25 protein-coding genes and 3 pseudogenes are annotated in these 26,070 nt (G+C 34.5%); 17 read left to right on the plus strand and 11 right to left on the minus strand.

Annotation, left to right across the window (positions count from 1 at the left end):
- A pseudogene (locus tag RT037_RS09400) lies at nt 1-282 on the minus strand (peptidase M28 family protein); the annotation flags it as partial.
- Nucleotides 283-403: 121 nt separating this feature from the next.
- Nucleotides 404-1,237, minus strand: coding sequence for an ion transporter (locus RT037_RS09405; RefSeq protein ID WP_312323021.1), 834 nt, complete (start codon nt 1,235-1,237; stop codon nt 404-406).
- 63 nt (nt 1,238-1,300) lie between these two features.
- On the opposite strand from RT037_RS09405, the gene RT037_RS09410 reads away from it, so the two are divergent.
- Together RT037_RS09410 and RT037_RS09415 are read left to right on the plus strand one after the other, a co-directional pair.
- The gene (locus tag RT037_RS09410) at nt 1,301-2,407 is read left to right on the plus strand and encodes a Nif3-like dinuclear metal center hexameric protein (protein WP_313030353.1); all 1,107 of its coding nucleotides are present in this window, start codon (nt 1,301-1,303) and stop codon (nt 2,405-2,407) included.
- 3 nt (nt 2,408-2,410) lie between these two features.
- The gene (locus tag RT037_RS09415) at nt 2,411-3,193 is read left to right on the plus strand and encodes a hypothetical protein (RefSeq protein WP_313030355.1); all 783 of its coding nucleotides are present in this window, start codon (nt 2,411-2,413) and stop codon (nt 3,191-3,193) included.
- Nucleotides 3,194-3,247: 54 nt separating this feature from the next.
- Here the strand turns inward: RT037_RS09415 and RT037_RS09420 are convergent, their stop codons facing one another.
- Together RT037_RS09420 and RT037_RS09425 are read right to left on the minus strand one after the other, a co-directional pair.
- Nucleotides 3,248-4,135, minus strand: coding sequence for a LysR family transcriptional regulator (locus RT037_RS09420; RefSeq protein WP_313030356.1), 888 nt, complete (start codon nt 4,133-4,135; stop codon nt 3,248-3,250).
- Between the two features lie 290 nt (nt 4,136-4,425).
- Nucleotides 4,426-5,907 (minus strand): T9SS type A sorting domain-containing protein, encoded by a 1,482-nt coding sequence (locus RT037_RS09425; protein ID WP_313030357.1) that lies wholly within the window; start codon nt 5,905-5,907, stop codon nt 4,426-4,428.
- A gap of 184 nt (nt 5,908-6,091) precedes the next feature.
- Here RT037_RS09425 and RT037_RS09430 point away from each other — a divergent pair, with 184 nt between their 5' ends.
- Nucleotides 6,092-6,418, plus strand: a complete 327-nt coding sequence (locus RT037_RS09430) for an RNA recognition motif domain-containing protein (RefSeq protein ID WP_079665471.1) — start codon at nt 6,092-6,094, stop codon at nt 6,416-6,418.
- Between the two features lie 290 nt (nt 6,419-6,708).
- The gene (locus RT037_RS09435) at nt 6,709-8,250 is read left to right on the plus strand and encodes a T9SS-dependent choice-of-anchor J family protein (RefSeq protein ID WP_313030361.1); all 1,542 of its coding nucleotides are present in this window, start codon (nt 6,709-6,711) and stop codon (nt 8,248-8,250) included.
- Between the two features lie 34 nt (nt 8,251-8,284).
- Here the strand turns inward: RT037_RS09435 and RT037_RS09440 are convergent, their stop codons facing one another.
- Together RT037_RS09440 and RT037_RS09445 are read right to left on the minus strand one after the other, a co-directional pair.
- Complete coding sequence (locus RT037_RS09440) at nt 8,285-8,809, minus strand: BlaI/MecI/CopY family transcriptional regulator (RefSeq protein ID WP_313030365.1); 525 nt, start codon at nt 8,807-8,809, stop codon at nt 8,285-8,287.
- Between the two features lie 10 nt (nt 8,810-8,819).
- The gene (locus RT037_RS09445; RefSeq protein WP_312323759.1) at nt 8,820-9,413 is read right to left on the minus strand and encodes an ABC transporter permease; all 594 of its coding nucleotides are present in this window, start codon (nt 9,411-9,413) and stop codon (nt 8,820-8,822) included.
- Between the two features lie 162 nt (nt 9,414-9,575).
- Between RT037_RS09445 and pdhA the strand changes: the two genes are divergently transcribed.
- The 3 genes from pdhA (at nt 9,576) to RT037_RS09460 (ending at nt 13,100) form a co-directional block, all read left to right on the plus strand.
- Nucleotides 9,576-10,580, plus strand: coding sequence for a pyruvate dehydrogenase (acetyl-transferring) E1 component subunit alpha (gene pdhA / locus RT037_RS09450; protein ID WP_312323758.1), 1,005 nt, complete (start codon nt 9,576-9,578; stop codon nt 10,578-10,580).
- 80 nt (nt 10,581-10,660) lie between these two features.
- The gene (locus tag RT037_RS09455) at nt 10,661-12,292 is read left to right on the plus strand and encodes a 2-oxo acid dehydrogenase subunit E2 (protein WP_313030370.1); all 1,632 of its coding nucleotides are present in this window, start codon (nt 10,661-10,663) and stop codon (nt 12,290-12,292) included.
- A gap of 91 nt (nt 12,293-12,383) precedes the next feature.
- Nucleotides 12,384-13,100 carry a DUF2490 domain-containing protein gene (locus RT037_RS09460; protein WP_079665466.1) on the plus strand — a complete coding sequence of 239 codons (717 nt, stop codon included), beginning with the start codon at nt 12,384-12,386 and terminating at the stop codon, nt 13,098-13,100.
- Here RT037_RS09460 and RT037_RS09465 read toward each other — a convergent pair.
- The 3 genes from RT037_RS09465 to RT037_RS09475 all read right to left on the minus strand — a co-directional run bounded on the left by RT037_RS09465 (nt 13,097) and on the right by RT037_RS09475 (nt 15,619).
- Nucleotides 13,097-13,555: a phosphohydrolase gene (locus tag RT037_RS09465; RefSeq protein WP_079665465.1), complete on the minus strand. Its 459-nt coding sequence runs from the start codon at nt 13,553-13,555 to the stop codon at nt 13,097-13,099. The two genes, RT037_RS09460 and RT037_RS09465, sit on opposite strands and share 4 nt — an antisense overlap.
- A 13-nt stretch (nt 13,556-13,568) precedes the next feature.
- Complete coding sequence (locus tag RT037_RS09470) at nt 13,569-13,865, minus strand: hypothetical protein (protein ID WP_313030380.1); 297 nt, start codon at nt 13,863-13,865, stop codon at nt 13,569-13,571.
- A 140-nt stretch (nt 13,866-14,005) separates the two neighbouring features.
- Entirely contained in the window at nt 14,006-15,619 is a 1,614-nt protein-coding gene (locus RT037_RS09475; RefSeq protein WP_313030385.1) for a M1 family metallopeptidase, read from the minus strand.
- A gap of 175 nt (nt 15,620-15,794) precedes the next feature.
- Here RT037_RS09475 and RT037_RS09480 point away from each other — a divergent pair, with 175 nt between their 5' ends.
- From RT037_RS09480 to RT037_RS09510, 8 genes and pseudogenes are all read left to right on the plus strand, one after another.
- On the plus strand, nt 15,795-16,211 hold the full coding sequence (locus tag RT037_RS09480) for an SRPBCC domain-containing protein (protein ID WP_312324340.1): 417 nt from the start codon (nt 15,795-15,797) through the stop codon (nt 16,209-16,211).
- Nucleotides 16,212-16,230: 19 nt separating this feature from the next.
- Nucleotides 16,231-17,085 carry a VOC family protein gene (locus tag RT037_RS09485; protein WP_312324338.1) on the plus strand — a complete coding sequence of 285 codons (855 nt, stop codon included), beginning with the start codon at nt 16,231-16,233 and terminating at the stop codon, nt 17,083-17,085.
- Between the two features lie 97 nt (nt 17,086-17,182).
- A pseudogene (locus tag RT037_RS13880) lies at nt 17,183-17,284 on the plus strand (glyoxalase/bleomycin resistance/extradiol dioxygenase family protein); the annotation flags it as partial.
- 12 nt (nt 17,285-17,296) lie between these two features.
- Nucleotides 17,297-17,620 carry a hypothetical protein gene (locus tag RT037_RS09490; protein WP_313030395.1) on the plus strand — a complete coding sequence of 108 codons (324 nt, stop codon included), beginning with the start codon at nt 17,297-17,299 and terminating at the stop codon, nt 17,618-17,620.
- A 103-nt stretch (nt 17,621-17,723) separates the two neighbouring features.
- Entirely contained in the window at nt 17,724-17,855 is a 132-nt protein-coding gene (locus RT037_RS09495) for a hypothetical protein (protein ID WP_313030400.1), read from the plus strand.
- A 76-nt stretch (nt 17,856-17,931) separates the two neighbouring features.
- Nucleotides 17,932-18,618: a DnaJ domain-containing protein gene (locus RT037_RS09500; RefSeq protein ID WP_313030403.1), complete on the plus strand. Its 687-nt coding sequence runs from the start codon at nt 17,932-17,934 to the stop codon at nt 18,616-18,618.
- A 350-nt stretch (nt 18,619-18,968) separates the two neighbouring features.
- The gene (gene gcvP, locus RT037_RS09505) at nt 18,969-21,827 is read left to right on the plus strand and encodes an aminomethyl-transferring glycine dehydrogenase (protein WP_313030408.1); all 2,859 of its coding nucleotides are present in this window, start codon (nt 18,969-18,971) and stop codon (nt 21,825-21,827) included.
- 104 nt (nt 21,828-21,931) lie between these two features.
- Complete coding sequence (locus RT037_RS09510; RefSeq protein ID WP_313030411.1) at nt 21,932-22,594, plus strand: hypothetical protein; 663 nt, start codon at nt 21,932-21,934, stop codon at nt 22,592-22,594.
- A gap of 2 nt (nt 22,595-22,596) precedes the next feature.
- Here RT037_RS09510 and RT037_RS09515 read toward each other — a convergent pair whose 3' ends face one another.
- Nucleotides 22,597-23,262, minus strand: coding sequence for a DUF2461 domain-containing protein (locus RT037_RS09515; protein WP_313030415.1), 666 nt, complete (start codon nt 23,260-23,262; stop codon nt 22,597-22,599).
- Nucleotides 23,263-23,453: 191 nt separating this feature from the next.
- Between RT037_RS09515 and RT037_RS09520 the strand changes: the two genes are divergently transcribed.
- A complete protein-coding gene (locus RT037_RS09520; RefSeq protein ID WP_313030420.1) occupies nt 23,454-24,893 on the plus strand; it encodes an amino acid permease in 1,440 nt (479 codons plus the stop codon).
- 176 nt (nt 24,894-25,069) lie between these two features.
- Nucleotides 25,070-25,477 (plus strand): annotated as a pseudogene (locus RT037_RS09525) (ecotin family protein).
- 114 nt (nt 25,478-25,591) lie between these two features.
- Here RT037_RS09525 and RT037_RS09530 read toward each other — a convergent pair.
- Nucleotides 25,592-26,011 (minus strand): PaaI family thioesterase, encoded by a 420-nt coding sequence (locus RT037_RS09530; protein ID WP_312323671.1) that lies wholly within the window; start codon nt 26,009-26,011, stop codon nt 25,592-25,594.
- Nucleotides 26,012-26,070 lie beyond the last annotated feature (59 nt).

A 26,070-nucleotide genomic window follows, 5' to 3' on the forward strand; every position in this document is an offset into this window, starting at 1 on the left:
TAAAATTGTGTTAATTATTTTAACATTTGTTGCACTAAATTTCTGAAACGGCGTTTTTATTTTCTTCCAAGATCCGTTAGCGGTTTTAATGTTCAAAGATTCTTCACCGCGATACCAATTAGGAACCATAACTTCTTCTAACCAAACTTTATCTGCGCCAGCTTCTTTTAGTTTCTGCTCAGCCCATTTTACAGCTTTCGCATTAGCGTCGGATCCGCTTAATCGATGGCCGATATTTTTCGTTAAATCATAAAGTTGATCGTAGGCTTGACCATCTTTCATAATTAAATTTGAAATTGATTTAAACTGAATCGAATCTTGTTTATTCTGTGAAAAGGCAAAAAAACTTGCTGAAATAGCTATGGAGAAGAAGAGTTTTTTCATTGATTGTTTTAAATTTAATTTAAGCGAATTTTTCACCGCATTGTTTACAATATCTTGCATCGTTGTCGTTGTCATCATTACCGCAACGACCGCACATAAAGTGATAACGTTTTCCTTTTCTGAACTCAGAAGTTACAATCCCAGTTGGTACTGCAATGATGCTATAACCGCAAAGCATTACAATAATAGATAAGAATTTCCCGACTGGCGTTGCAGGCGAGATGTCACCATAACCAACAGTTGTAATGGTCACAACTGCCCAATATATACTTTGAGGAATACTCGTAAAACCGTTTTTTCCACCTTCTATCAGATACATCATCGAGCCAATAATGACAATGAAAATCACCATAAACAAAAGGAAAATATAAATTTTTCTAGAACTATGGTTAAGAGCAGTCAAAATATATCGACCATCGTGCATATAATCGGCAAGGTTGAAAATTCTAAAAATCCTTAGCATTCGCAACATTCTCAAAATGCCGATGTAATGGATAATTGGGAAGAATAAACTTAGATAAAAAGGGATAATAGACAAGAAATCTATAATACCGATCGGACTAAAAATATATTCTTTTTTATCCTTGATACAAGCAATTCTTAGAATATATTCCACTGTGAAAATCATTGTAATAATGAACTCCGCAGTGTAAAAAAGATTATGATATTTAAGATTAACCAATGGGATTGTTTCCACCATTAGTAAGCCCACACTTATCAATATTAAAATAAGAAGACTAACATCAAAAATTTTCCCTTGGCGTGTGTTGTCAAGGTAGATAATGTTATAAACTTTTCTGAGCCATCCGTCTGCGGGTATTAAGTCGAACTCAGGTTTTATTATTCGTCTCATATTTTTTAAAATAACTGTAAATTTACACTTAGTTTTTAAATGAGAAAAAGTTCCTGTAAAAATATGAGCGCAAAAACACTAAAAGAAGTTTGTAGTCAGTTAGATAAAATTTTTAAAATTCGACAAGCCGAAGATTTTGACAATGTTGGTTTGTTATGCGGAAATCCTGATCGCGAAGTAACAGGGATTTTGGTGACGCACGACGCCTTAGAAGATGTTGTGGAAGAAGCCATTGAAAAAGGATTTAATATGATTGTTGCTTTTCATCCCATTATTTTTTCGGGTCTAAAATCTTTAACGGGAAAAAATTATGTTGAGAAAGCTGTTCTTAAAGCCATCGAAAACAAAATCGCTATCTATGCCATGCACACGGCTTTTGATAATGATTATTTTGGTGTTAATTATAAGATCTGTGAGGTTTTAGGTTTAAAAAATCAAAAGATCTTGATGCCCAAATCCAAGAATTTTAAAAAGCTTGAAGTCTTCGTTCCTAATGATCATGCTGACCAAGTAAAAAATGCAATTTTGGAAGCAGGAGCGGGCAGTATTGGCTTCTATGACGAATGTAGCTTTGCAGTGGAAGGGACGGGAAGTTATCGAGCGAAAGAAGGGGCGAATCCTTTTTTAGGAGAAATTAACGAACGTGAAGTTGTCAAAGAAAATGTGTTGTCTTTTATTTTTGAAAATTTTAGACAAAATGATATTCTAAAATCGATGTTCGCTGCCCATCCTTATGAAGAAGTTGCTTACAATATTATTAGTCTCGAAAATGATAATCAGTATGCTGGGCTCGGACGTTATGGCGATTTGGATACAGAAATGCCGTTGGATGAGTTTTTAAAATTTGTAAAGAAGATTTTTAATTTAGAAATAATTAGGTATAGCAATACCAGTAAAAAAACGATAAAAAGAGTAGGCGTGCTTGGTGGAAGTGGTGCTAGCGGTATAAAGTCTGCAATGGCAGTTGGTTGCGATGCTTATCTGACAGGCGATGTCAAATACCACGACTTCTTTTCGGGAGAAAACAAATTATTAATTGCGGATATTGGACATTTTGAGAGCGAACAATTTGTAACTCAACAATTATATGAAATATTGTCCGAAAATTTTACTAACTTTGCAATCGCTAAAACGAGCAAAAAAAACAACCCTGTAAATTATTTTATTTAAGATATGGCTAAAAAAGCAAACGATATCTCGGTTGAAGAGAAACTAAGAGCACTTTACGACCTACAAATCATTGACTCTAGATTAGACGAAATTCGCAATACGAGAGGAGAGTTGCCTATCGAAGTTGAAGATTTAGAAATCGAAATCGAAGGCTTAGATAAAAGAGCTAGCAAATTCGATGCTGAAATAAAAGAGCAAAATGCTGAGATTAACGCTAAAAAAGAGTTGATCGCACAAGCTCAAACACTTATTTCTAAATATAAGTCGCAACAAGATAATGTTAGAAATAACAAAGAGTACGAATCTTTAGATAAAGAAATTGAATATCAAACTTTAGAAATTGAGTTGGCTGAGAAAAGAATTAAAGAATTTGGTTCTAAAATTTCTCATAAAAACGAGATGCTAAGTGAGTTGACAACTAAGATTGAAGAACTTCGTAATCACCTGGCACACAAGAAGAATGAGTTGGATGAGCTAATTGCAGAAACTCAAAAAGAGGAAGAATTCTTGTTAGCAAAATCTGAGGAATTCTCAGAAAAAATTGACTCTAGATTGTTAAGCTCTTACCAAAGAATCCGCAAAGGTTCTATCAATGGACTTGCTGTTGTTGGTCTAGAACGAGGTGCGCCAAAAGGATCTTTCTTTACAATTCCACCACAAAAACAAATGGAGATTGCCCAAAGAAAGAAAATTATTATCGACGAAAATAGTGGTAAAATCCTTGTTGACGACGAATTGGTAAACGAAGAAAATGCTAAAATGGAAGAAATCATCAACTTCGGTTAAGATTTCGAAATTTAAAATATGTAAAAATCCGAGTGGTAAAACGCTCGGATTTTTTTATTTTTTCATTATGCCACAAGTTTTCATAAAAAGCCGAACCAACTCCGACTGTTCACCTTTTAAAACGATGAACTGAAATTGTCTTTTAATTTCAAAATGTTTGATATCGATAATGTTTAACTTGTTGTATTTCAGTTCGTTTGTGATGCTGCTAACCGACAGAAAAGCCATAGCATCCGATTGCGCCAAATAATTTTTGATGCTTTCTGTACTGTCAAGATTCATGATAACATGAAGCTTTGATGCTAGAAGTTTGCTCTTCTGAAGTTCGGAATCGATAAAATCTTGCGTGCCCGATCCTTTTTCACGGCTCACAAAATCAAGTTCTGTAAGATCTTTAACAGAAATAGTTTTGCTAGACAAAGGATGCCCAACTCGTGCAACCAACACAATTTCGTCTAACATAAACGGAATATAATCGAATTGCGCCGATTGAAAAGGACCTTCAATAATACCAATATCTATTTTGTTTTTCTTCAATAAATCTGAAATTTTTTCGGTGTTTTGAGAAGTCAAATCGATATGGATATCTTCATAATAAGAATGAAATTTTACCAATATTTCTGGTAAAATATATTGAGCGATGGTTGTGCTAGCACCAATTTTTAAATTGCCTTTTAGTTTATTATTAACTTTGTTAATTTCGAATTCGGTTTCGCGATAGATTTCAAAAATCTGATTGGCCTTTTCTAAAAGAATTTTTCCACTTAAAGTTAAATCGATACTTGTGCCATTTCGGGTAAAAAGTTTGGTGCTAAGTTGTTGTTCTAATTCTTGAATGTGCTTTGTAACAGCTGGTTGAGATATGTACAGCTCTTGGGAAGCTTTTGTAAAACTAAGTCGTTTTGCAACCGTTGCAAAGACTTTTAATCGAAAATCAAGCATTTGATTTTTATTTAAACAGTAAATATAGGAAAATGCTAGTCATTGTTTTTTTTGAAAAAGTAAGCCGTTGTTATCTTTCGTAATATCAGATGAAAAAATTATCCAAGATCCCTCGAATATTAAGAGGATGAACTATTTTTGAAACAATAGTAGACAGATAATATTAGTTTTTACGGTTATTATGATGGAGTGACTAAGTGTTTTTATTATCAAGTTTAAAGCTATAAATCTTTTCTAAATTTTTAACATAAAAAAAAGGTTAGTGTAAATATTTACACTAACCTTTTTTGTTACTTCACAAAAATTTTACTTGACGCTTTCGAAGTTCCGTTGTTGAAATTAAGAATATAGACGCCAGGTGCCGCCTTTAAAGAAATTTTATTTTCACCTTTTATAACAATGGCAGAATGAATTAACTTTCCCGATAGGTCTGTTACAACAATATTTCCAGAAGTTTCTGATTTGAAACTAAAATCACCCTGACTTGGATTTGGATATACTTGCAGTTTTAATTTATTAACATCATTAACAGCTTGTGTTGCAGCGCAGTCATAATGTTTAAAATTAACCAAACCATATTTAGTATCATCAACCTGATGCGTTACAACATCTTCAACCATGATGTCATTTGATAATTCGCCCTCTCTCCAGCAGTTGAACTTGGCCTCCAAATTATTCGGTGTATTGTTGAAAAGCGCGTAAGTCACCCCGTTATTAATATTATCTTTAAAAATATTTTTACCGATATTTTCTTTACCAGGCAAGTCGCTTCCAAAGTTAGCTTGCGCTGTTCCTTGCAAAGTTACACCCCAAAGATTTCCGCGAAGTTGGTTTTCGCTGACTTTAACATCCATCACAGTGGTGCCACTCCCGATAAAGTTGATGCCGCTTCCGCCAAGCATTGGGTCGTTTTGGGTATTGTTATTTTCGATAATGTTTTTAGCAACGGTTCCGTATGATGAGTTCCCAGCGACTGTAATTCCGTAACGATTATCACGAATGGTGTTATTTTCGATTTTTACATTGTTAGCGCCACCCACAAGTGCTGAAGCCGAAATTCCGCCTGTCATAGGGAGATTTCTGTTACCAATAATTTGGTTGTTTGTGATGATAATTCCGGCACTTCCGCCAGGTCCCATATTAATTTGCGGACGGTTTTGATTACTTGTATTGTTTCCGTAAAAATAGTTGTTATCGATAATTCCGGATACGCTGATGTTAGCGCCAGAACCGATCGCTGATCCAACATTTTCTAAAAATTGTGAGTTTGTAATGGAAATTCCAGTAGTGCTTCCAAACTGAACTGCTGCGCTCGAAGCCGCTCCGCCACTTACGGTTTGGTTATTTTTAATAATACAATTATCCATAATAAAGTTGGATGTATTAACGCGAAGTCCGCCGCCGTTTTCGATGGTCGTATTTTTTAGACTAACATTAGAAGTGTCTTCGAAGCGGATACCTTTGTAAGCCTCACCTGCAATATTTGTGGTATAAATTAGTTGTGTTGCATTGGTTTGATATTGTCCAAAAACGAAAAGCATGACGTCTTTACTAAGTTTTACAGTTGTATTTTCGTCGATTATAAGCTTGTCGTTGGCAGAAATCGTTACATTTTGAGATATTAAAAAATGATCGCCATTGTTAGTAACAGTCCCCGAAGCAGCTTGCGCTAAGCTTGTTAAATTATAAGTTATCCCAGTATTAGGACTTGTAAATTGCGCATTAAGCCCAAAATAGGCTACTGCAGCGAAAAGTGTAAAGGTCTTTTTCATAACTAAATTTTAAATCAAATTTATAAAAGAATTAATTAATCAATAATTTTTTTTAAAATAGTAGGTGAATTGAAAATAAAGTGTAAATTGCAATGTTTTTATAGTCGAAATCCAAGTGTTCAGTCAGTTGTTGTTTTCTCCTTATAACAACAAATTTTTTATACCAATTTAATTTTTTTATACAATGAACATTTTTGTTTCAAACATCAATTACGCAACTAAAGAAGAGCAGTTGTTAGAATTATTCCAAAATCAAGGAGAAGTTACTTCTGCAAAGATCATTATGGATCGCGAAACTGGAAGATCTAAAGGATTCGGTTTCGTAGAAATGCCAAACGACGCTGAGGCTAAGCAAGCTATTGAAGCGCTTAACCAACAAGATTTTAACGGTAAAACTCTTAACGTTAGCGAAGCTAGACCAAGAGAAGAAAAACCAAGAAGATCATTTGATAATAATAGAGGTGGTGGTTATGGTAACAACGGTGGAAACCGTGGTGGTAACCGTTGGTAAAATATCATTAAAAGATAAAAAAGCGATTCTTAGGAATCGCTTTTTTTTTGGGTTGAAATCGCTTTCTATTAATGAAATAATTTAAAAAATAGAAATTCTAACGCAAAAAAAATATTGTATATGGAAATATTGATATACTAATAATTTTTTTCATATTTATCTTAGTTTAATATTAATATTGTTAATCTTTATAAAATTTATTATGTATGTGTTCTAAAAATTATTAATTACATATTGTGTGTGTCGTGAAAATGATTTAGTTTGGTCTCACCATTCAAAAATTAATAATCATGAAAAAACAATTTTTTATTTTAGCGGTAGCTTTACCGTTAGCATTTAATGCGCAATTTTTTCAGAATTTTGACGCTAATACTAATATTCCCACAGGATGGGCTGTCATTAATGGTGGAGATACTAATACTTGGCAGATAGTAAATTTTACAGGATCAACTGGTATTGCTGCCTACAGTGGTACTAATACAGTTTCTATTGGTTACAATGCTGTTGCGCATGATGATTATTTAGTCACTCCTGCTATAGCTGTAACAGCAGGTGTTAATGATTATTTTAGCTTTTATGCTAGAAGTAGAGATCCTTTATACCCTGAAAAGATTGCTCTAAAGTTATCAGAAACTACACCTACTGCAGCTGCCTTTACAACTGTTTTAGCGGCTAACGTGGATCCCGCCAGTGGTGCTAATTTTTATAAGTATGAATATGATTTATCATCTTATGTAGGAAAAACAGTGTATATCGCGTTTCATTCGACAACTCAAGATAAATTCTATTTTGATATTGATGACGTTGCGTCTTTGGCGAAACCTTTATGTAATATACCTGTAAATGTGACCTATAGCAATGTTACTAGTAACTCCGCTAAGATTAATTGGGCTGCAAATGGAACTGGTAATAACTATCAGGTAGAATACGGGCCTGCTGGATTTTCACATGGCGGGGGGACAGTCTTATCAGTTTCTGACGAAACTGCTAATCTAAGTTTAACACCAAATACTGCTTATGATGTGTACGTTAGAAAAAACTGTAATCCAACATTCAGTGATTGGTCTAATAAGATTAGTTTTACAACAAATTGTTCAGCCAATACAGTTTTCCCAATGATTGAAAAATTTGATGCCAATGCAGTACCCACTTGTTGGAAAAATGAAACAGTGAGTGGTGGTGGATCTGCAGTTTGGACGTATGTGACAACAAATGGTAATGCTACGATTACTCCTAAATCTGCCCCTCGAATGGCAGAATTCAGAACAACGACAGTAGGTAACAAATCGATGCTGGTTGTAAAGCCGTTAGATTTATCTTCAGTAACCAACCCAGTTGTAAAGTTTAGTTATGCCAATACTAATTGGTTTGGAGATGTTGACGAACTAAGAGTCTACTATAAAGCAAACAGTTCGGATCAATGGACGCAGTTAGGTCCTGCTTATACTACTGAAAAAACTGCGTGGACTGATGTTACTTTGCCACTTCCAAATAAATCGTCTAATTATCAAATTGCATTTGAAGGTATGTCAAATTGGGCAAGAGGAATTAATTTGGATGATGTAATGGTCGGAGATGCGACTACTCTTGCAGTCGGAGATTTATTGAAATCTAAAGTGAAATTATATCCTAATCCGGTAAAAGATGTTTTAAATATTGACGTCAATACAAACATCAATAGCATTGAAATCTATACAATAACAGGACAATTGGTTAGATCTTTAGATAAAAAAACGAAGCAAGTGGATGTTTCGCACTTAGCAAATGGTGTTTACATTTTAAGACTTAAATCTGATTCTACTGATGAATCTTACAAAATTGTAAAAGATTAAAATTACAATATCATTAAAAGATAAAAAGCGATTCTTAGGAATCGCTTTTTTTATGATTGTTTTTCTTCTTTTCTTTTTTCTCCTTTTCCTTTTTGTCTTTCTTCTTTTTACCAGATTTTTCTGATGGTGTGTCTAGTGTAAGGACTTGTGCATCCAGTATCTCGATCTCTTTTTGTAGAGCTTCGTCATTGGATTGCGTCGTTTCTTCGATGATTTCTGCAATACTTTTTTCTTCAATTTCTATAGCTTTTTCGGGGACTTTTAAGTCTTTAAGAAGAAGATCAACATCATTATGATAAAATATTTCTAATAAATTTTCTAACTGAAATTTTCGATAATCCTCAAAGTTTATTTTAGGAATATATTTAAAGATGCGACCTTTCTTTTCAATTTTTAAATAATTTTTTTCAACTAAAATTTTCAAAAATGTCGAAACTGTATTTTGATGCGGTTTCGGTTCTGGATAAGCCGTCATGATGTCTTTCATAAAGGCTGCTTCCAAATTCCAAATCACTAACATGAGTTGTTCTTCCGAACTTGTCAAACTAAGAATTTTCATATTTCTATTTTTAGATTACAAGATAATAAGCCAATCCGACCAAGCTTCCCAATACCGCTCCAGAAATGACTTCTGCTAAGGTATGTCTTTTTAATATAATTCTTGTAATGCCGATGATAATTGATAAAATTATCCAAAATATTCCCCAAGGCAAGCTGAATTTTAAAAATAAAAATGCAACAAAAAGATTAAGAGAAGTGTGCATTGAGCTTTTAATAAAGAAGTTGCTGATCTGCATCAAAATCAACAATATCAAAAGAAAGAAAACTGTCGTGTCTTTGTTTCCGTTTCTAAAAAATTCGTAGGCTAGATAAATCGCGCAAAGAATGACAATGACGATGTACAGGCTGTTCCGTTGCTTTCTGTTGGAAACATCCATGTTGGTATAATGCCCTTTTTTGACGTTCCAAATTATCCAAACCACAACTGGTATAACAAGGATAAAAAGAATAGGGAAGAAATCGGTAACGTTGAGATTACTCGCATGTGGCGTATAGGAGAGAACAATATAATAGATGATTAACGATACAATCGGATTGGAAAAATTTGATATAACTTTTGATATTTTTATTAAAAGTGAATCCGAAGTTAGGTTGTCTGTCATTTTTTAAAATAAAGATTATGTTGCAATTTACATTTTAGAAATTTAAAATAAATCATCTTTTAGTTAATTAATTTTATCGATAGCGGCAAGATATTAATTTAAGCATAACACTATTAATAACTAAAGATATTTTCTTATTTTTGCTAAATATTTCGAAATCATATGAAAGAATTTTCCAAAGAGATTTACCTTAAATGGTACGAGGATATGACGATGTGGAGAAGGTTTGAAGACAAATGCCGTTCTCTTTACTTAAAACAAAAAATCAGAGGTTTTTTACATTTATATAACGGACAAGAGGCAATTCCTGCAGGTTTTACCCATGCGATGGATTTATCAAAGGATAGTATGATCACAGCTTATCGTTGTCATATTCATCCAATGGCAATGGGCGTTGATCCTAAAAGAATCCTTGCCGAACTTTGCGGGAAAGCTACGGGTACGTCAAAAGGTATGGGTGGATCGATGCATATTTTTAGCAAAGAACACCGTTTTTATGGTGGTCATGGTATTGTAGGTGGACAAATTCCTTTGGGAGCAGGTATCGCTTTTGCTGATAAGTATTTTGACAGAAAAGCTGTTAACATTTGTTTTATGGGAGATGGTGCAGTACGTCAAGGTGCTTTGCATGAGACTTTCAATATGGCAATGAACTGGAAACTTCCTGTAGTTTTCGTTTGTGAAAATAACCAATACGCGATGGGTACGTCTGTTAAAAGAACAGCTAACCACGAAGATATTTACAAATTAGGTTTAGGTTACGAAATGCCTTGTTTACCTATTGATGCGATGGATCCTGAGAAAGTTGCAGAAGCTGCTTTTGAAGCAATTGAAAGAGCAAGACGTGGTGATGGCCCAACTTTTATCGAAGCTAGAACTTATCGTTACAGAGGTCACTCTATGTCTGATGCTGAGCCTTACAGAAGTAAAGACGAAGTTGCAGAACACAAAAAAGATGATCCAATCGAAATTGTAAAGCACAGACTTTTAGAAAACAATTGGGCTACAGAAGCGGAGTTGGAAGCTATTGACGAAAAATCTAGAGCTTTTGTTGACGAATGTGTTGAGTTCATGGAGAATTCTCCGTATCCAGATTTGTCACAAGTTTACGATTTCGTATACGCGACGCCGGATTATCCATTCTTAGATAAATTAGAAAATAACTAAAATTATTAATTTGGGATTTGATGTTTGACTTTCAATGAATTTCAAATCTCGAATCTCGAATCTCAAATCAATAAAAATATATGGCTGAAGTAATCACAATGCCTCGTCTGTCGGATACGATGACAGAAGGAAAAGTTTCCAAATGGCACAAAAAAGTTGGAGACGCAGTTAAAGAAGGCGATATCTTAGCAGAAATTGAAACTGATAAAGCCGTTCAGGATTTTGAATCTGAATTTAACGGAACTTTATTATATATCGGTGTTGAAGAAGGTGCACAAGCGCCAGTTGACAATGTTTTAGCAATTATCGGTAACCAAGGAGAAGATATATCTAGCCTTATTGGTGGCGGATCATCAGCGACGGCTGCAGAAGCTAAAGTTGAAGAAGAAAGTAAAACTCAAAATGAGTCAACACCAGTTGAGAATGCACCAGTTGTTGAGGCTACAATGCCAGAAGGTGTAGAAGTCATCACGATGCCAAGACTTTCTGATACAATGACAGAAGGTAAAGTTGCTAAGTGGCAAAAAGCTGTTGGCGATGCTGTTAAAGAAGGTGATATCCTTGCAGAAATTGAAACAGATAAAGCGATTCAAGATTTTGAATCTGAGTTCAACGGAACTTTATTATACCAAGGTGTTGCCGAAGGTGACGCTGCGGAAGTTGATAAGATTTTAGCAATTATAGGACCTGCGGGGACTGATATTTCTGCGGTTGTTGCAGGAGATGGAAAACCTGCTGCTGCGCCAGCGCAAACGACGCAAACGCAAGCTCCAACAACTCCAGCTGCAACGACATCAACAGAAACTGCTCCTGTACAAACTGGTGCTAATGGAGAGCGTGTTCATATTTCGCCTTTGGCTAAGAAAATGGCGGAAGATAAAGGTATCGATCTTCAATCAGTACAAGGTTCTGGTGAAGGTGGTCGTATCGTTAAAAAAGATATTGAAAACTATCAAGCACCGGCGCAAGCTGCTACCACTGCAGATGCTCCGAAAGTTGTTGCTGCACCAGCGCTTAATTTCACTCCAGGTGAAGATACAGAAACTGTAAATTCTCAAGTTAGAAATATTATTGCAAAACGCCTTGCTGAAAGTAAATTCACGGCGCCTCATTACTATCTAATGGTTGAGATTAACATGGATAAAGCGATCCAAGCGCGTAAAGAAATCAACAGCATTCCTGATACGAAAGTATCTTTCAATGATATGATTATCAAAGCGACTGCGATGGCGCTTAGAAAGCATCCACAAGTTAACTCATCTTGGGCTGGTGATAAGATTATCCACCACGGTAATATCAACGTTGGTGTTGCGGTTGCAATTCCTGACGGATTGGTTGTTCCGGTTCTTAAGAATGCAGATTATATGAACTATAATCAAATCTCTGCTTCGGTTAAGGATATGGCTTCTAGAGCGAAAAGCAAAGGTCTTAAAGCTAACGAAATGGAAGGTTCTACTTTCTCAGTTTCTAACCTTGGTATGTTCGGTATTGAGACATTTACGTCAATTATCAATCAACCAAATTCAGCTATTCTTTCTGTTGGTGCGATTATCGAAAAACCAATTGTTAAAGACGGACAAATCGTTGTTGGTAACACTATGAAGTTATCGCTTGCATGTGACCACAGAGTAGTGGACGGTGCAACTGGTGCTGAGTTCTTACAAACTTTAAGATTGTATTTAGAAAATCCGCTTTCTCTTTTATTAGGTTAAAATGTAGGTTTCTAAATCTTTATGATATAAATCCTCCTGAATTTCGGGAGGATTTTTTTTTTAGATTTTAGAAAAAGAATATCTTTGCAAAATGAAAAAATTCCTGCTCCCATTAGTTGTATTAATCAGTGTTTTTGGAAAAGCGCAAGACAAAGAGAATCTTTCTGGTTTTAACATGGTATCTTTCACTTATAAATTTGCACCAGAATGGATGGCTTACGCTGAATTTCAAACGCGATCAATAGAAGATTACACCTATATCGATTACTACGAGGCGAAAGGAGGAGTTGGCTATAATATTAATAAAAATAACCAGGCTTTCATCGGCGTTGGTCGATACGGAACTTACAAAAATCACAAGATTTCTCAAGAAGAGCATCGTGTTTGGTTACAATATACACTAACCAACCGTATCAAAAGTTTAAAACTTGATCACAGATTAAGAGCTGAGCAACGTTTTTTTCATAATTCAATCACGGATGTTAACACCAATACACAACGTTTTCGTTATCGTCTGAGTGGGACTTTACCATTAAATAATACAAAAGTGCAATCAGGAACCGTTTTTGCCAACGCTTTCGAAGAAGTTTTTGTCGGTCCCGAAGATAAATTCTTCAAGCGTAGTCGTACTTTCGGCGGAATTGGTTATCAGTTTAATGATAATATGAATGCCACTGCAGGTTATATGTTCCAGAGAGAATTTGCTTCTAAAGGAAACACCAACCTACATTTCTTATATTTTGCACTCAACTTTACCATCGATCCATCGGATGACGAAAAAGACATCCATATCCCAATGGCCGATTAATAGGTACTTGTTAAATATTGATAAGCTTTCAAATATTTGTTAAGACGTTTTAGATCTTTCGCTTCGATAGGTCGAGTGAAACGTCTCAAATCCATATTATCTTTAAGATCATTGATTTTTACTTTAACCGCAAGTGGATTTTGCTCTATTCTTTTAACAAAATCTTCATAAGGTTCATTAAGTTCTGGATCTTCGGATTCGCGCTTGGTAAGGCATTCGACAGCATCGATAATATATTGGGGAAATCCTTGTTCCAGAAGATATTCGAACGAAAATTCTGGATGATCTTCCACAACGTCGTGTAACGCGCCAACAATTTTTTCGTCGATAGTTTTTCCTGCTTCCATAACGCGGAAAACGTGTCCTAGATAAGGCGCATCGTATTTGTCGGTTTGTTTTTTGTGCGCTTTTTGTGCGATTTTAATCGCTTTATATAATAATTGAATATCTGCCATTTGGGGTTTTTGACTATTTGTCGGATTTTTCTTTTAAATCTTTTAATTTCAAGTTGGGAGTTGTTAACTCGATTTGTTTTTGTTTTTTTAAACTTGAATAATTTTCAGATTTAGGTTTCTTATTTAACATTTTGTATTGCGATGCTTTTGCAGAATCTATGTTTTTATAAAAAGGATTACTATTGGACAATTTTGGAGATTTAGTAAAAGGTTTCGCTTCCAAAATCTTTACAGAATCTTTTTTTGGTGTTTCTTGTGCAGCAATTGTCACGCCTATTCCTATTAATATAAAAGTTAGAATCGTTTTCATCACGTTCGGTTTTAAAAAGTAAATTTAAAAAAATGAATGTCGTGACAAAGATTTTTTTCGAAAATTTATCAACAAAAAAGCCATCATTTCTGATAGCTTAATTTTTTCTAAAAAAGTTTGATTTTAAACAAAACTAAAATTTATTGCTTATTATAAAGAATGTAATAGTTGTTATTAAATTCCACGGGATTATTCGATTTCAAATCTGTGGTTTGCCATTTTTCAGTTGGCGTAATCATTTCGCCAGAAGCTAATCTTAGAGGCATTTTAAAATCTTTAACCGTATGTGTCCAGCGATAACTTAATTTATTATTTTCTTGTTTATATTCCAAAGTTGGGATATAAGTTGTTCTCAAATATTGGTCAAAAATCGTTGATAAATCCATCCCTGATTTTTGACTAAAATAATCTTCAACTTGCTTTCCTGTAACCGTTTGATGATAAAAATCTTTGTTAAGTCCTCTCAAAATTTGACGAAATTTTTCATCATTATTTATCACTTGACGAATCGTGTGTAACATGTTTGCACCTTTGTAATACATATCACCGCTGCCTTCATTTCTCACGCCATAAGTTCCAATAATAGGAATGTCATTGTGAATATTTTTTCGCGTTCCAGTCACATATTTATCGGCATCTTCTTTTCCAAAAAGACTTTCGGTGTACAAGGTTTCTGAGTAACTTGTAAAAGCCTCATGAACCCACATATCCGCTTGATCTTTTGCCGTGATGTTATTAGCAAACCATTCGTGTCCAGTTTCGTGGATGATGATAAAATCCCACTTAAGTCCCACGCCAGAACCCGAAAGATCGCGACCTAGATAACCGTTTCCAAATTTATTACCATAAGCAACGTTGCTTTGATGTTCCATCCCAAGATGCGGCGATTCAACTAATTTGTAAGAATCTTCGTAGAAAGGATAAGCGCCAAACCAATACTCAAAGGACTTCATCATCGGTTTTACCTGTGCAAATTGCTTTTTAGCTTTGTCAAGATTGTAATCCAAAACCCAATAGTCTAGATCTAGTTTTCCCTTTTCGCCATCATAAGTTTCTTTAAAGTTGACATACTTCCCAATCGACGGAATGATAGAATAAGCGTTAATCGGATTTTTGACTTCCCACAGATAAGACTTTTTGTTACCAAGTGTTTTAGTCTCAACTAATCGGCCGTTGGCAACGCCAACTAAATCTTTCGGTGTTGTGATTTTAAAACCAATGCCATTGTCGGGTTCGTCACTCCAGATATCTTTACATGGCAACCAAATACTCGCGCCAATCCCTTCGTCGGCAGCCGTCATCCAAGGATTTCCGTTTTTATCTTTTTCAAAAACCCAACCGCCATCCCATGGTGCTTTTTTCGCAACAACAGGATTTCCTTCAAAAGTGACAACGAAATTTAGTTTTTCACCTTTTTTAAATTTTCTATTTGTTTTAATAAAAATGAAATCGTCTTCTTGTTGATATTTTGCTTTTTTGTCGAAGCTAGCGGCAAGTTTTGCGACTTTCATTGGCTTTTGCAAATCGATTTGGAAGGTCGGATTAACCACATCTTTTGTAATTTCAAAAGAGATTTTGTTAGTTCCTGCGATACTTCTATTTTCGAAATTTGCTTCTAGATTAATGTCATATTTTTTTACGTCCCAAAAATTTCGGAATTCGGTATCAGAACCTTTTAAAGTATCTTGTTTTGTAAAATTTTGAGCAGTGAGACTTAACGATACAAAACTTAGTAATAGCGTGGCTTTCTTCATAGTTTAAAAAAAATAATTTGTCCTAAAGACAGGATAAAGTTACAAATCATTTTTCATTTTTAATACTAATAAATTTTGTTAAAAGATAATTGAATTGTCTTATGACAAGTGCTTCGAATATTCTAAAGGATTAAATTTGATTTAATAATTTTAATTAATAATTAAAATATTAAAAATGGGAAAACTCACAATATCAGCAGAAATCAACAAGCCAGTTGACCAAGTTTGGGAAGCTTATAACGATCCAAAAGATATCGTGAATTGGAATTTTGCACACGAATCTTGGTCTTGTCCAAGCTCCGAAAACGATTTGCAAGTTGGTGGAAAATTCAAAAACAGAATGGAAGCCAAAGATGGAATTTTTGGGTTTTATTTTGAAGGTGTCTATGACGACGTTAAACCTTTAGAATTAATAAAATACCACATGGAAGCCGGTCGCGAAGTGGAAACAAATTTTAAAGCTTTGAATCTTAATAAAACAGAAATCTCAGTGAAATTTGATTTAGAAACTCAAAATCCAGAAGATATGCAATTGCAAGGCTGGCAGGCGATTCTTAACAGTTTTAAAAATTATGCAGAGACAAAACTGTAACTAAAAAAAATTTAAACTTATGATTAATCCAAATATTTTCCCTTGTTTTTGGTTCAATGGCAATGCGAGTGAAGCCGCAAAATTATATGCAGATGTTTTTCCAAATTCGCATGTTAGTGTAGATTCGCCAATGGTAGTTAATGTTGATTTAAATGGTCAAAAATTAATGTTATTAAATGGTAGATCAATGTTTCAGCCAAATCCTAGTATTTCGATTATGGTGATGTGCGAAACGGACGAAGAAGTCGAGGATTACTACAATAAATTATCTTCTGATGCTAAGGTTTTAATGGAATTAAATTCTTATCCGTGGAGTGAAAAATATGCATGGATTAACGATAAATTCGGTGTAAGTTGGCAGTTCTACAAAGGTGATAAAATGGAACAAAAGTATATCCCAACCTTTATGTTTATTCAACAAAGTAATGGTAAATGTCGCGAAGCAATGGATTTTTATGTTTCAAATTTCCCAAATTCTGAAATCAATGGAATAATGGAGCATCCTCAAAATTCTGGAGATTTAGCAGGAATGGTGGCACATGCGCAATTTACAATCGACAATTATGCTTTGTATGCGATGGATGGCGGCACGACGCATGATTTTAATTTCACCGAAGGCGTTTCTATGGTCGTTATGACGAATGACCAGACGGAAACCGATAAATATTGGAATGCTTTTACAGAAAATGGTGGGCAAGAAAGTCAATGCGGTTGGCTCAAAGATAAATATGGTGTAAGCTGGCAAATTGTGCCACATCGATTGATTGAATTGATGGGCGATCCTAATCATGAGAAAGCGCAAAAAGTTGTTGAAGCAATGCTAAAGATGAAGAAAATTGTCATCGCTGATTTAGAAGCGGCTTATAATTCTTGAAAATGTTTTTGAATTATGAATTATGAATTATGAATTATGAATTATGAATTATGAATTATGAATTATTTTCACTAATCACAAATAACACATTATAAATATCAACGAAGTTTACGTCAATCTCCCAATAAAAGATGTCGAAAAAACAAAGGCTTTTTGGAAAGCTTTAGGTTTTGAAATTAATCCTCACATAACCGATGAAAAGGCGGTTTCCATGATTCTAAAGGAAGAACTTATCAATGTTATGTTTTTAACCGAAGAGTTTTTCGAAACTTTTTCTGAAAGACCAGTTCCAAAAGGTGATACGACGCAAGTTTTGGTTGCGATTAGTCTTAATAGTCACGAAGAAGTGGATAAAGTCGTAAATGCCGCACTTGCTAACGGAAACAAATCCAGTTTGTTGGTTCGAGATTTATGTTCAAGATATGAGCAGACCTCAAAAATTTTATTAAGAAGTTTTGCAAAAGAAAATTATGCAAATGACCGATCCTACGTACGAAAATATGAATATGGTTGGCTTCCCAATGGAAGGCGCTAACGATGAGATGCTTCCTGGTTGATCTGCCGCTTTAGTCCAGATGCAAGGCGTGCCAAGCGGCAGAAATAGCACCATTGTATATTTTAGTTGCTAAGATTGTAGTGTGGAAGAAGCTAGAGTAGAAGCTGCAGGAGGAAAAGTTGTTAAACCAAAAATGGGGATCGGTGAGTTTGAATTTATGTCTTTGATTACCGCTACAGAAGGAAACATGGTTGGACTTCATTCTTTGAAGTAGAAGTATATAATTTGAAAAATATCTAGAAACGAAGGGAAATCTCTCTTCGTTTTTTTATTTTTGTACTAGAATTAAAATGAAGAACTATTATTATTTTTTAGGTGTTAGCGAAGATGCTTCCGCAGAGGACATTAAAAAGGCTTATCGAAAATTGTCGATGAAGTATCATCCTGATAAAAATGATAATGATGAGTTTTTTGAATTGCGTTTTCGCGAAGTTCAGGAGGCGTACGAAGTTTTGATTGATGTGGATAGACGCAAATCTTACGACAACCAATTTAATTCAGTTCAAAGAAATATAAAGTCGACGCTACCTCCGAAGATTCAGAAGTTTCATTCAGATAAAATTCGGGCGCGTGTTGGTGATGAGATTAGATTGTATTGGCAGACTTACGATGCTGACTTGGTGAAGATTATTCCGTTTGGACTAGAAAAAGTAAATGGAGAAAGACGCTTTAAGATTACACAATTTGATAGCCAAGGCAAGTTCCAGTTGTTGTTACATGCGACCAATACGGCGATTCATAAAACTGTTGTACAAGCCATTACCATTACACAATTACTAGTTGGAGAGGTTGATGAAGAACCTCAGGTTAAAGAACGTCTTAATAATAGGAGAGAAGAACATCATCCTAGACAAGCGAGTTCTCCATTATTTATAAAAGATAAACGGTTTTTAGCTTATAGAATTAAAGTTGTAACAATTGTTCTGTTAATTGCTTTTATTCTGTTGGTACTAAAAAAAGTTTTTGCTTTGTTCTAAGCCGTTTTGGCTCTACCAGGACATTTTTTGCAACGTTTCCCTTTTTTAAATTTTTTGCAACAATTCTTTTTTTCGCAATACAATTCGGTATTGTTAGAAAATGCTGGCGTCAAAGCTGGAATTTTAAAAGCAATAATTGGGTGATTCATACTGCAAATATAAATTAATTTAGAATAATTACAAACAATATTTTTAATAATTCTAAATTAGTCTTTCAGATTTGAATATTTTATAAGTTTTATCAATTGTTGCGATTGCTAATATGTCATGAATAATAGGCTTTGTAATTTCTGTTATTTATCGTAAATTTACGCTCATTAATATTTGATAATTCCTAATAAAAAGTATAAATGAATACACAGCAGTTTGTGAACCGTCACATAAGCCTGAACGACGCTGATAAAGCGGCAATGTTAAAAAGAATAGGCGTTGATTCTGTAGAACAACTTATTTCGCAAACCATTCCAGATGCTATTAGACTAGAAAAAGACCTTGATATTTCGGCGCCACTTTCGGAGTACGAAATGTTATTGCATTCTAAAGATTTGGCGTCTCAAAATGCAATGTTTGACAACTACATTGGATTTGGATATTTTAATACAATTTTGCCATCGGCTATCCAAAGAAATATTTTGGAAAATCCATCTTGGTACACAGCTTACACGCCTTACCAAGCTGAGATTGCACAAGGTCGTCTAGAAGCTTTACTTAATTTCCAAACGGTTGTTTGCGATTTAACAGGTTTCCAATTGGCAAATGCATCATTATTGGATGAGTCAACTGCGGCTGCTGAGGCGATGCACATGTTCTATAACAACAGAACTAAAGATCAAAAAAAAGCCAATGCTAACAAGTTTTTTGTTTCGGATTTGGTTTTGCCACAAACGATTTCAGTTCTTAAAACTAAAGCAGAAGGATTAGAAATTGAGCTTATCGTTGGCAATTTTGAAGAGCATCAACTTAACGATTCTTATTACGGTGTACTTTTACAATATCCAGGAAAAAATGGCGTTGTTATCGATTACACAGAAAAAATCGCTGAGTACAAAAACTTAGATCTTCAAGTGGTTGTTGCTTGTGATCCAATGGCTTTGGTGAAATTAAAATCACCTGCTTCGATGGGCGCAGATTGTGCAGTTGGTACAACACAACGTTTCGGTATTCCGATGGGTTATGGTGGTCCACACGCAGCTTTCTTCGCTTGCAAAGAGGATTACAAAAGAGATATTCCGGGACGTATTATTGGGGTTTCTCAAGATATGTACGGAAGACGTGCGCTTCGTATGGCATTACAAACGAGAGAGCAACATATTAAAAGAGAAAAAGCAACATCTAACATTTGTACAGCGCAAGTATTGCTAGCGGTTATGGCTGGTATGTACGCTGTGTATCATGGTCCAAAAGGTTTAGATTTTATCGCTAACCAAATTCATTATAAAGCGAATGCCCTTCGCGATGCGCTTAAAGTATTAGGTTATGATGTTGTTGCTGAGCCAGTATTTGATACGGTTAAATTTAGAATTCATGAGGAAGAGAAAGCATCTTTAAAGCTGTTAATGATTGATCAAAAGATTAACCTTAACTATTTTTCGCAAGGCTTTATAAGTATTTCGATCAACGAAACTTCTACGATTGATAAACTTCAAAAATTAGTTGAAGCTTTTGCTAGTTTTAAAGGTAAACAAGCTTACCAATTAGAATTAAAAGAGGAAATCACGATTCCTGCTGATATGCTTAGAAATGATGAAATCCTTAAAGAAGAGGTTTTCAACAAATATCATACAGAGACAGAATTGATGCGTTACATCAAGCGTCTAGAGCGTAAAGATTTGTCATTAACGCATTCGATGATTTCTTTAGGTTCTTGTACAATGAAGTTAAATGCAGCAACGCAAATGATTCCTTTATCTTGGGGAGAATGGGGAAGTGTTCATCCATTTGTACCAAGAGAGCAAGCTGGAGGTTATCAAAAATTAATTAAAGAATTAGAAAAAGATTTAGCAGAAATTACAGGTTTTGCAGGAACTTCACTTCAACCAAACTCTGGCGCGCAAGGTGAATATGCAGGATTAATGGTAATTCGCGAATATCATAAGTCTAGAGGAGAACTTCACAGAAATGTTGTGGTTATTCCTCAATCTGCACATGGTACTAACCCAGCATCGGCTGCAATGGCAGGAATGAAAATCGTTGTTGTTAAAAATTTAGAAAATGGAGAAATCGATTTCGAAGATCTAAAAGCTAAAGTGGAGCAACATTCAGAAAACCTTTCTGCGATTATGATTACATATCCATCGACTTATGGTTTCTTTGATAAAAACGTAAAAGAAATTACAGATCTTATTCACCAACACGGTGGACAAGTTTATATGGATGGCGCGAATATGAATGCTCAAGTTGGCTACACAAGCCCAGGTAACATTGGTGCTGACGTTTGCCACCTTAACTTGCACAAGACTTTCGCTATTCCTCACGGTGGTGGAGGTCCAGGTGTTGGTCCAATCTGTGTTGCTGAGCATTTAGTACCATTCTTGCCAAGCAACGCGAATATCCAAACTGGTGGTAAAGAAGCTATTGACGCGATTTCTGCAGCACCTTACGGATCAGGTTTAATCCTAAACATTTCGTATGCTTACATCAAATTGTTAGGAACTTCAGGGCTTATGAAAGCGACTGAACACGCGATTCTTAACGCTAATTATCTTAAAGAAATTCTTGCGGATCACTTCCCAATTTTATATTCAAATGAGCACGGAAGAGTAGCACACGAGTGTATCGTAGATTTCCGTCAGTTCAAAGCTTTAGGTATTGAAGTTGCTGATGTTGCAAAACGATTGATGGATTACGGATTCCATGCGCCAACAGTGAGTTTCCCAGTTGCTGGAACTTTGATGATCGAACCAACAGAATCTGAATCTAAGTCAGAAATTGACAGATTTGCTGAAGCTTTAATTTCTATTAAACAAGAGATTGACGAGATTGCAAATGGTGAAGCTGACAAAGAAAATAACGTGTTGAAAAATGCGCCTCACACAGAGCAAGTGATTATTTCTGATGCTTGGGACAAACCTTATGGTAGAGAAAAAGCGGCTTATCCATTAGATTGGGTACGCGATCATAAATTCTTCGCAACGGTTTCTAGAATTGATGAAGCTTACGGAGACAGAAATTTAGTTTGTACTTGTGAGCCAATCGAAGCTTATATGTAATTAATTTTTCTCAACGAAAAATTTAGATATTAACAGCAGCAAATTTAGTTTTGTTGCTGTTTTTTTATGATTAAATATTATCTTTCAATCTATTAATCTTCTTAATGTCAAAACGGAAATTTTCACTTGATAAGCTTCTAAAAGATCCACTATTTTGGAGCATTTTATTATTGAATCTTTTCGTGGTTTTTCGTTACGGAAGTAATATTGAGTTTCAGTACAATCTTGTTGTTATTCAGATTATCCAAACTTTCTGTTTGATTGTTGCACATTATTTCTTAATCCGAAATACACCGATAAAATATCTCAAAAAGAAATACAAACTCAACAGAACCCGCAAGAAAACAGATAAAAATAGAAAAGAATTTGGATCTTACATCGACAAAGACGAAACGGGAGATTCAATTTTTGCTGCTATTTTTTTAATAATGGGATGCTTTGTCAGTGTTTTCTTGTTAGCCATTTTTTATGCATTTAATCTTTGGAAAAATGAAGGGGAATTTATTTTTCAATGGTCAGATTTGTTGTCTTCATTTTGGGCAATCGCGAATGGAATTACATATTATCAAAACAATAAAAAACGCTTAACATATTCCAATGCAAGTGCTTCAGATCTTATCGCAATACCATTTTTTAAGTTTTATATTCCGTTGTTTGCAATGTTGTCTGGTTATATTTTGGTAATGAAAGTTGTCGGCGATATTATTAGTTTTATCCTTTCAAATCCTAAATATTGGGAAAATATGGAAGAGGAAAATGAAGTTTAATTTTAACTCAAAGCCTCATTTAAAAACTGATTAAATGGATAAATTTCTTTAAAAATCTTAACAGCTTTTTCCACAAATTTTTTGTCTAAAACATCGTCATCCGTCAATTGATGAAAAACCGTGAACTGCTTGTATTTAAGGTAATCTGCCATCGGATCTTCTTTGTCAAATCCTTGTGGAACTTTAACCAGTCGATCACCACGAAGTTCTAGATTTTTCTTAAAGTTTTTGTTATTTAAAATATTTAAAAATTCTTCGGATTCATCACTTATTTTTTGTCGAATTAATTTTAGATTAACCGTTTCGGTCATGTAAACGCCGCCAGCTAAAAAAGATTCACCAGGTTGCAGATGGATGTAATAACCAGCGTGACTCAGCGTTTTAGTTCCTTTTTCTGCTAAAGAAGCGCCCATATTGGTTTTGTAAGGTGTTTTATCTTTTGAAAATCGCGTGTCTTTGTATATTCTAAAAACGCAATTTTTAGCTTCCAATTTTTGAACGCTACTGTCAAAATTTGAAATCCCTTGAATAATATCGTCAACAACTGTAATGAAATTCTGTTGCGCTTCAACGTACAAATTTTTATTTTCATTAAACCAATCGCGGTTGTTATTGATTTCAAGCTTTGAAAGAAAATTTAAAGTCGTGGTTTTAATCTGGTTTTCCATCTTTAATATTTTTTATAAAATTAAATGTTTTAAAAATTAGATTGACTTTTTATCGAATTTTTTTCTAGCATTTCGTTACTAAATTTCTTTCTGAAAAAAAATCTTAACAAATATTTAAGGATTCAAAATATTTCGGTTGTTGAATGCAATTAAATTGCTATTTTAGGGACTTTATTTCAAAAGAAAAGAATTTGGAAACACAACAACAATCTGGTGAATCTAAAACCGAATTAAAAAGAGGTCTCAAAAATCGTCATATTCAGCTAATTGCCTTAGGAGGAGCAATCGGTACAGGTCTGTTTTTAGGGATTGGCCCAGCTGCTGTTTTGGCGGGGCCATCAGTAATTTTGGGTTATGCTTTTGCAGGACTTATCGCTTTTTTTATCATGCGTCAACTTGGAGAGATGGTCGTTCAGGAGCCAGTTTCAGGAAGTTTTAGTCATTTTGCGTATAAATATTGGGGCTCATTTGCTGGTTTTGCTTCTGGTTGGAATTATTGGTTGTTGTACATTCTTGTAAGTATGGCAGAGCTAACGGCAATTGGCGTTTATGTCCAGTTTTGGTGGCCCGAAATCCCATTATGGATGTCAAGTTTATTTTTCTTTTTTGTCATTAATGCGTTGAATCTTGCTTCGGTTAAAGTCTATGGCGAAGCCGAATTTTGGTTTTCTATCGTTAAAGTTGTTGCAATCATCGCGATGATTATTTTCGGAAGTTATTTGTTGATTAGCGGAACTGGCGGTGATCAAGCAACTATTTCTAACCTATGGAATAATGGTGGTTTCTTCCCAAAAGGATGGATTTACACTGACGGAAAAGGTGGTTTTGTAGGGCTTTTGGCTGCAATGGCTCTAATTATGTTTTCATTCGGTGGATTAGAATTGGTTGGTATTACGGCAGCAGAAGCTGAGAATCCAGAAAAAAATATACCTAGAGCGACCAATCAAGTTATTTATAGAATTTTAATTTTTTATGTTGGAGCTTTGATAATCTTGTTTTCGTTGTCGCCTTGGGAAAAAATTACAGCAGGAAGTAGCCCATTTGTTATGGTTTTTGAAAGGTTAAATAGTTTTCAATTTGAAATATTTGGTACGACAATCCAGTTTACAAAATTAATTGCTAATGTTCTTAATATCATTGTTTTAACAGCTGCTTTATCAGTTTATAACAGTAGTGTTTATAGTAATAGTAGAATGTTATTTGGTCTTGCCGAACAAGGTAATGCTCCTCGATTTTTGTCTAAATTAAATAAAAATCACGTTCCTGTAATGGCGATTTTGGTGTCAGCTGCGTTTGCTGCAATTTGTATCGTTATTAATAAAATAATACCAGAGCAAGCTTTAGAAATCCTAATGTCATTAGTCGTTTCTTGCCTTGTAATCAATTGGATAATGATTAGTTACACGCATATTAAATTCAAACAAGCTTATAAAAATTCAAAAACCTTATTCCCATCTTTCGCTTATCCTTTAACCAATTATATCTGTCTTATTTTCTTATTAGGAATTTTGGTGATCATGTGGTTCACAGGACTAAAAATTTCGGTAGAACTTATTCCGATTTGGTTGGCATTCTTATTTTTATGTTATCTAGGTGTTAAGAAGAACAATGCCAAAAAGCTTTCAAAATAGTTAAATTTAAAAGTCTCATTTTTGAGGCTTTTTTTATTGAAAATACTTCTGCGATTGCTTTTCATTAAAAAGGTTAAATTGATTCTTGTCAGTTTTTGAAAGATTGTTTTGTTATGTTAATTGCGTCTTAGCTTGTAGCAAAAAATAAAGAAATGAAAAGTACATTAACTGGCGGAATGCTTTTAGGATTGAGTTTATTATCAGGTTTAGCATTTGCTCAGTCGACGCAAAATGTTGATATTATACCTTTTCCAAAAGCAGAAAAAGGCATGAAACAAGTGGTTATCGAAGTGCCACATTCTAACAATGAAGTGAACAAAAAGATCGAAATATTTGTTGTTAAATCCATGCAAACGGATGGTTGTAACAGAATTGGGTTATCTGGGCAATTTTCTAAGTCTTAGTTGAAAGGTTGGGGTTACGATTATTTAACCTTTAAGACTGATGGATCAACTCCTTCGACCAATATGGCTTGTCCAAATGCAGCGCCTAAGAATGAGTTTGTAAAATCACAAGGATACTTCACAGACTATAATGGACGAATGCCTATCGTGTTATACATTCCTGATGGTTACGAAGCATAATTTAGAATTTATAAAGCCGAAAAGGATCTTTATAGCGCACCAGAAATTATTTCAAAATCGAAATAAAATTTATAAATATTCTACATAAAAAGCAGTCAAAGGAGTGTTTTTTTTTTATTTAATTCTCATCATGGTTACAAGCGAAGTTGCAACATGCGATTCTTTTTGATTTTCGGAGATGCAATAGATTTCGGTGCGGACAACGCTGATGCTTTTTCCACCTTTTATAACATAGGATTTGCTAAGAAGTGCATCGCCAATTGCAGGTCTTAGATAATTAACTTTTAGTTCAACTGTTACAACATAACAATCGTCGTCATAATGTGTAACCGCCGCATAACCTGAAGAAACATCGACCAAAGACGCCATCATTGCACCGTTAAACATTCCAGCTTTGCGCGTCATTCTGTCTTGTTTGGGGATTTTAATAGAGATATAATCGGTGTCCAATTCTTCCAAAGTTGCTTTGTAGAACTTTAAAGTTTCGGAATTGTTAAAACTTTTCTCGACCAATTGTCGTTTTTTGGGTGTCATAATTTTAATTTAAGTTTTCCTAATTTCTGAAAAAAAATCAAAACAAGACCAATTGTCTT

The organism is Soonwooa sp., assembly GCF_032062245.1.
Lineage (GTDB): Bacteria > Bacteroidota > Bacteroidia > Flavobacteriales > Weeksellaceae > Soonwooa.

Coding starts and splice junctions, on each gene's coding strand:
- RT037_RS09405 (WP_312323021.1), bottom strand. CDS start 1,237: ATGAGACGAATAATAAAACCTGAGTTCGACTTAATACCCGCAGACGGA.
- RT037_RS09490 (WP_313030395.1), top strand. CDS start 17,297: ATGATTCTAAAGGAAGAACTTATCAATGTTATGTTTTTAACCGAAGAG.
- RT037_RS09480 (WP_312324340.1), top strand. CDS start 15,795: ATGGGAAAACTCACAATATCAGCAGAAATCAACAAGCCAGTTGACCAA.
- RT037_RS09435 (WP_313030361.1), top strand. CDS start 6,709: ATGAAAAAACAATTTTTTATTTTAGCGGTAGCTTTACCGTTAGCATTT.
- RT037_RS09445 (WP_312323759.1), bottom strand. CDS start 9,413: ATGACAGACAACCTAACTTCGGATTCACTTTTAATAAAAATATCAAAA.
- RT037_RS09425 (WP_313030357.1), bottom strand. CDS start 5,907: ATGAAAAAGACCTTTACACTTTTCGCTGCAGTAGCCTATTTTGGGCTT.
- RT037_RS09410 (WP_313030353.1), top strand. CDS start 1,301: ATGAGCGCAAAAACACTAAAAGAAGTTTGTAGTCAGTTAGATAAAATT.
- RT037_RS09430 (WP_079665471.1), top strand. CDS start 6,092: ATGAACATTTTTGTTTCAAACATCAATTACGCAACTAAAGAAGAGCAG.
- RT037_RS09455 (WP_313030370.1), top strand. CDS start 10,661: ATGGCTGAAGTAATCACAATGCCTCGTCTGTCGGATACGATGACAGAA.
- RT037_RS09530 (WP_312323671.1), bottom strand. CDS start 26,011: ATGACACCCAAAAAACGACAATTGGTCGAGAAAAGTTTTAACAATTCC.
- RT037_RS09475 (WP_313030385.1), bottom strand. CDS start 15,619: ATGAAGAAAGCCACGCTATTACTAAGTTTTGTATCGTTAAGTCTCACT.
- RT037_RS09440 (WP_313030365.1), bottom strand. CDS start 8,809: ATGAAAATTCTTAGTTTGACAAGTTCGGAAGAACAACTCATGTTAGTG.
- RT037_RS09460 (WP_079665466.1), top strand. CDS start 12,384: ATGAAAAAATTCCTGCTCCCATTAGTTGTATTAATCAGTGTTTTTGGA.
- RT037_RS09470 (WP_313030380.1), bottom strand. CDS start 13,865: ATGAAAACGATTCTAACTTTTATATTAATAGGAATAGGCGTGACAATT.
- pdhA (WP_312323758.1), top strand. CDS start 9,576: ATGAAAGAATTTTCCAAAGAGATTTACCTTAAATGGTACGAGGATATG.
- gcvP (WP_313030408.1), top strand. CDS start 18,969: ATGAATACACAGCAGTTTGTGAACCGTCACATAAGCCTGAACGACGCT.
- RT037_RS09415 (WP_313030355.1), top strand. CDS start 2,411: ATGGCTAAAAAAGCAAACGATATCTCGGTTGAAGAGAAACTAAGAGCA.
- RT037_RS09510 (WP_313030411.1), top strand. CDS start 21,932: ATGTCAAAACGGAAATTTTCACTTGATAAGCTTCTAAAAGATCCACTA.
- RT037_RS09515 (WP_313030415.1), bottom strand. CDS start 23,262: ATGGAAAACCAGATTAAAACCACGACTTTAAATTTTCTTTCAAAGCTT.
- RT037_RS09485 (WP_312324338.1), top strand. CDS start 16,231: ATGATTAATCCAAATATTTTCCCTTGTTTTTGGTTCAATGGCAATGCG.
- RT037_RS09420 (WP_313030356.1), bottom strand. CDS start 4,135: ATGCTTGATTTTCGATTAAAAGTCTTTGCAACGGTTGCAAAACGACTT.
- RT037_RS09500 (WP_313030403.1), top strand. CDS start 17,932: ATGAAGAACTATTATTATTTTTTAGGTGTTAGCGAAGATGCTTCCGCA.
- RT037_RS09465 (WP_079665465.1), bottom strand. CDS start 13,555: ATGGCAGATATTCAATTATTATATAAAGCGATTAAAATCGCACAAAAA.